The organism is Saccharicrinis sp. GN24d3, from assembly GCF_052400645.1.
Classification (GTDB): Bacteria; Bacteroidota; Bacteroidia; order Bacteroidales; family Marinilabiliaceae; genus Saccharicrinis.
Genome location: NZ_JBQTGI010000032.1, coordinates 1 through 5,508, shown reverse-complemented (window position 1 = coordinate 5,508; position 5,508 = coordinate 1). Strand labels below are relative to the sequence as shown.

At 39.7% G+C, this 5,508-nt stretch carries 5 protein-coding genes; all 5 read left to right on the top strand.

Features of this window, described 5'->3' with window-relative positions; all coding sequences use genetic code 11:
• Positions 1-1,245, top strand: a 1,245-nt coding sequence (locus ACT29I_RS23085) for a glycosyltransferase family 4 protein (protein ID WP_444794525.1), incomplete at its 5' end; no start/stop codon positions are given.
• Between the two features lie 11 nt (positions 1,246-1,256).
• The gene (locus ACT29I_RS23080; RefSeq protein WP_430936286.1) at positions 1,257-2,534 is read left to right on the top strand and encodes an outer membrane protein assembly factor BamB family protein; all 1,278 of its coding nucleotides are present in this window, start codon (positions 1,257-1,259) and stop codon (positions 2,532-2,534) included.
• 25 nt (positions 2,535-2,559) lie between these two features.
• A complete protein-coding gene (locus tag ACT29I_RS23075; protein ID WP_430936284.1) occupies positions 2,560-3,573 on the top strand; it encodes a sensor histidine kinase in 1,014 nt (337 codons plus the stop codon).
• A 237-nt stretch (positions 3,574-3,810) separates the two neighbouring features.
• Positions 3,811-4,566, top strand: coding sequence for a LytR/AlgR family response regulator transcription factor (locus ACT29I_RS23070; RefSeq protein WP_430936282.1), 756 nt, complete (start codon positions 3,811-3,813; stop codon positions 4,564-4,566).
• A 337-nt stretch (positions 4,567-4,903) separates the two neighbouring features.
• Positions 4,904-5,508, top strand: a 605-nt coding sequence (locus ACT29I_RS23065; protein ID WP_430936344.1) for a recombinase family protein, incomplete at its 3' end; no start/stop codon positions are given.

Genomic DNA, 5,508 nt, shown 5'->3' with positions numbered 1-5,508 from the left:
GTTGGTGATTCATTTTATTGCGGCAATTGCATGCGCGATAACTTGCAGGCTTCGGCGCTTCAAAAACAAGGCCATGAGGTAATTGTGGTGCCTTTGTACCTGCCCCTTAATAAGCACAGCTTCCAAACGAAAAGTCCTATCTTCTTTCCTGCCACAACCTTTTATCTAGCGCAGAAATTATTCAAACGTGTAAGTATGCCTTCATGGCTGGAGCGATTGACGGGGTCAGAATCCATGTTAAAAATGGCTTCATCCATGTCGGGCACCACTTCTGCCAAAGGCATGGAGAGCATGACCCTTTCTATGATACACGGGGAAGATATGGTTTTTCAAAAAGAAGTGGAGCGAATGATTAACTGGTTAAACCAGGATGAAAAGCCGGACATTATTCACCTTTCAAGCTCTCTACTTATCGGCATTGCAAAGGCCATCAAAGAAAAAATAAATACTCCTGTGGTATGCTCGCTGCAGGACGAAGAAGTGTGGTTAGACAGTATGAAGGAAAAATATGCCCGTACGGCCTGGGACAGTATTAATGAGAACCTGCGTTACGTGGATCAGTTGGTGACCACAAGTAACTTTTATAAAGGAATCGCAGAAGAAAGACTGCCGGATGCGAAAGATATAGAAGTGGTTTATCCGGGTATTAACACGGACAATTACAAGGAATCGAAGGCCATCGGAGATAAAGTGATCGGTTATTATTACCGCCTTAACAAAGAAAACGGACTGGATATTTTGGCAAAGGCTTTTGTAAACCTGAAAAAGAAAGACAGCATTCCAGGTCTAAAACTAAAAATCGGCGGAGGGTATACCGATCATGACAAGAAATTTGTGAAAGAGGTCAGGCAAATTCTGGCTCCGGTAATGTATGACGTGGAGTTCATGGAGGATTATTCAATGGCCGATCATGCCTCTTTTTACAGTTCTATTTCTGTTATCTCCGTTCCCCTGACCTTTGAAGAAGGTGTGGGTTTATACATCTGTGAAGCCTTTGCGTCAGGAGTTCCTGCAGTGGCTCCAGCGACTGGCTCTTTTCCGGAGATCATTGATGAAGCAGGTATCTTATACTCACCAAATACTTATGAACAACTGGCCAATGCACTGGAAAAATTCATGAACGATGATCAACTCTATCAGGATGCAGTTTTAAAAGCGAAGAACAAAGCCACCAGACTTTATAACGATAAAACACTGGGCCACAAACTGCAAGAGCTCTATAAAAATATAATTATTAACGACTAACTATAAAGACAATGAAAAGAATAAACACATTAAAATTCAGCTTTTTAGCTATTATAATTACTTGTCTGGCCATCCAGAACATAAACGCACAAGATCAGTATGGCTGGCGCGGCCCTAATCGTGACGGGGTATATCCGGACACGAAATTACTAAAGGAATGGGGAATGGAAGGCCCTGAATTATTATGGGAAACCATGGATGCCGGTAAAGGGTGGTCCAGTCCGGTTATTGTGGATAACCGTTTATACATCACCGGAATGAATGAGGACGAGACAAAAGAAACTTTCTCAGCCTACTCATTGGAAGGTGAAAAAATCTACGAAACAGAATACGCCAATCCATGGAACAGGTCGTACCCGGATACGAGAACCACACCTACCATAGTAGGCAACAAAGCCTATATGGTCAGCGGTATGGGAGAAGTGGTTTGCATCGGCACCAAAAAGGGAGATATCATTTGGAAAGTGGACGGGATCGCAGAATACGGTGCAAAGCCTAACCGATTTGGTATTGCCGAAGCCCCCCTTGTATACGACGACAAGGTTATCTTCTGTCCGGGAGGAGAAAAAGCATCCATGATTGCCCTGAACCGCAAAAATGGAGACCTTATCTGGAAAAGTGATACACTCACCGGCACCACCAACTACGTATCGCCTTTATTAATTGAATACAAAGGCATTAAACAGATCATCGGCATTGTAGGTGAAAGCATTTTCGGTGTCGATCCAGACAACGGGGAGATGATGTGGTCATTTGAGGACTGGGGCGAGGACAAAAAATCAAGAGGATCCGGTAAAACGGCCACGAACACACCGTTGTACAGGGATGGTCAGATTTTCATGTGTAATGGCTACAATCTGAATGCATATATGCTGAAGTTAAGTGATAACTGTAAATCAGTCACCAAACTATGGAAGAACAGTGATTTGGATACCCACCACGGCGGATTTGTGGTAGTAGATCAGACCATTTACGGATCTAACTGGTTGAGTAATGCCACCGGTAACTGGGTGGCCGTTGACTGGGAAAGTGGCGAAACAAAGTACGAAACCACTTGGGAAGGCAAAGGCAAAGGCTCTGTTATTACCGCCGACGGCATGTTGTACTGCTTTGATGAAAAAAGAGGTTATGTGGGATTGGTGCCAGTTACACCGGAAAAGTTCGAAGTGAAGAGCGAGTTTAAAATCACAAAAGGTGAAGGTCCTTTCTGGGCACACCCTGTGATTAACGACGGTATTCTATATATCCGTCACGGAAACGCTTTGATGGCCTACTCCATCAGCAAATAAACCAAAACATTAAGCGTCTTTAACAATGGAATTTTTACAAAAATATAATCCGTATAAGCTTATCCTGATTAGCTTGCTTGGCGCCTTGCTCATCACCTATCCAAATTTTACTCAGCTTCCCTGGAAGCTGAGTTACCTGGAGGGCATTGAACGAACAAAGCATATTAACTTTTCGATTATCCGCTATGTATTTTTCACCGTACTGGCAGGTATTCTCTTTCATCTAAACCTGAAAAAGATACCTACGCCCATTTTTGGAAGACGATTAATGCTTAACCTGGCTGTATGTGCCATTTCGTATTTGGGCTATGTGCTCATCTCTTATTCCTATTGTACATTCGTGGATTGCTTCGGCAGCATACTGATTTTTCAGTTCTTTTTCATCTGCATGCTGGCCTCTTTTATTGGCCATGTTTATCACATGTATAAAGATCAGCGCAAGACAGAGCAGGAAATAGAGCAACTGAAAATAGAAAACCTGAAAAGCCGATGCAACGCTTTATCCAATCAGATTAATCCGCATTTTTTCTTCAATTCGTTGAATAGTATCACCGCACTGGTACGAAAAAAGAATGATGAAAAGACGATTGAATTCGTTAATAAACTATCCGATATGTTCAGATATATCTTAAACAGTGAAAATAAAGGTCTGATTACGTTGGCTGAAGAGCTTGAATTTGTATCTTCATTCCGGTATTTGATGGAAGTACGTTTTGCAAACAAACTGGATTTTCAAATAAATATAGCTGAAGACGGAAAAAGTTTAAAACTACCGAGTTTATCCATCTTGCCGATAATCGATAACGTGGTGGTACATAACACTATTGACAGTGAGCACAGAATGGTGGTTAACATCGTTTTAAACAAAGACAATGAACTGGTAATCAGCAATCCGATATATCCGAAATTATTGGCGGATAAAACCAATGGTACCGGACTTAAAAATCTGGAAAACCGCTTTCAAATACTGATGAATAAAAAAATTGTAGTGACGGATGATGGCCATACCTTTACCGTCACTTTACCTCTAAAGCATTAAGTCAATGAAACCGGCATGGCCGGAGCAAAGAATTGGGCACAAAACCCCTCCTGCGTAAGAGGGTGGTTCATAATTGCCATTTACACTTGTTATCCGTATTTTGTTAATTTTAAACAGATAAATCTATCTTGATTAGGTATTAACATACAAGAGGATGATTAAAAACTCGGAGACTATATGTTTCTTAGTACGTAATCATTTGTCTTGATACTTTTATCTTGATACTAATTAGAGTATATGAAAGTATTAATTGTTGAAGATGAAACAGTAGCCTATGAAAACCTGGCCGAAATACTCAAAAAAACTGATCCATCCATTGTAATCCTTGGTAATACGGAAAGCATCCAGCAAACAATCAATTGGTTCAATACAAAGGATACACCAGATTTAATATTTATGGACATTCACCTGTCCGACGGCAATGCCTTTGCTATCTTTCAGCACATTACCCTGGAGATTCCAGTTATTTTTACAACTGCCTTTGATAACTATGCCATTGATGCTTTTAAGGTGAACAGCATTGACTACCTGCTGAAACCACTTAAAGAGGAAGAATTAAGTCGTGCAATCCAAAAATTTAAAAAACTTAGCCCTGGTGAAGAATTAAAATACATCACAAATCAACAATTCCTTAAACCTCCTTATTCCTATATTGGCAAAATGCTCGTCCGGGATAACAACAAACTGATTCCTATTGACATAAAAGACGTCAGTTGCTTTTACACAACTGATAAAACCACTGAAATATATCTAACGAATGGGCAACACTACCCCTATGGTAAAACCCTGGAACAAATCTTTCACGATCTCAACCCCAAAGATTTCATCCGGGCCAATAAGCAGTTTATCCTATCCCGCGAATGCATAGAAGAAATTTTGATACGCTATGACAACCGTTTACAGGTGAAGTTACGGATCAAGACACCTGAAACAGTTTATGTCAGTAAAAACAAAGCCGCTGAGTTTAAAAGCTGGTTTACTCAGCTTGTTTAGCTTTTAATAGAGTTGTCATTAGCTATATATCAAAATTATATTTTATCTGTTTAAAATTATACAAGAGCCTGATAGATAATAGACCAACGTACACGGTGACACTTACCTGTCTGCCACAGGCAGGGGCGCAGAGTTTTTTCCTTATTAATTCCCGAATCAAGTTCAGGCTATCCTTTTGTGTGTTTATTACCAATTACCATGTATGTTTCATATATATCGGGTTTGATGAATAATTCCCAAAAGTTCCATTAATTCTTTGAAATGGTTCCAGAAACTCGTAACATTAATTAGTCTCAGAAATTAACGTTTAAATGAACCTTTTTAGAATTGAAAAAATATAAAAATTGGATATGCTAGAGTTTCAACAAGAGACCAGAAATTAGAGCTTCAAATTGAAGCATTAGAAAAATATGGTTGTGAAAAGATATTCAAAGAGACAAAAAGTGCGGTAAAAGAACGACCAGAATTAGAAAAGATGTTAGATCATCTTCGCGATGGAGATGTTGTTGTTGTATGGAAGCTTGACAGGCTTGGTAGATCTTTACGACATCTCATTGATCTGGTAACATCATTCAGGGATAAAGGTGTTGAATTTGTAAGTCTGAATGATAGTATTGATACTACAACAGCACAAGGAAGGCTGACCTTTAATATATTTGCAAGCTTTGCAGAGTTTGAAAGAGAACTAATCAGGGAACGAACAATGGCAGGCCTTAAAGCAGCAAGAGAGAAAGGACGGGTTGGAGGACGAAAACCAGGCCTTTCAAAAGAGAACAGGATAAAAGCCTTAGCAGCCTATAACTTGCATGAAAAAGGAGAACATAAGGTTTCTGATATACTCAAACTGCTAAAAATAAGCAAAGCCAGCTACTATAGGTATATCGAGTATATCAAAGAAGATCTTAAAATAAAGCCTGTTCAAAAAACTTCCACAAGAATAAA

Bases quoted from the DNA above. Each gene is read 5' to 3' on its own strand.
- ACT29I_RS23080 (WP_430936286.1), top strand. From the start codon at position 1,257: ATGAAAAGAATAAACACATTAAAATTCAGCTTTTTAGCTATTATAATT.
- ACT29I_RS23070 (WP_430936282.1), top strand. From the start codon at position 3,811: ATGAAAGTATTAATTGTTGAAGATGAAACAGTAGCCTATGAAAACCTG.
- ACT29I_RS23075 (WP_430936284.1), top strand. From the start codon at position 2,560: ATGGAATTTTTACAAAAATATAATCCGTATAAGCTTATCCTGATTAGC.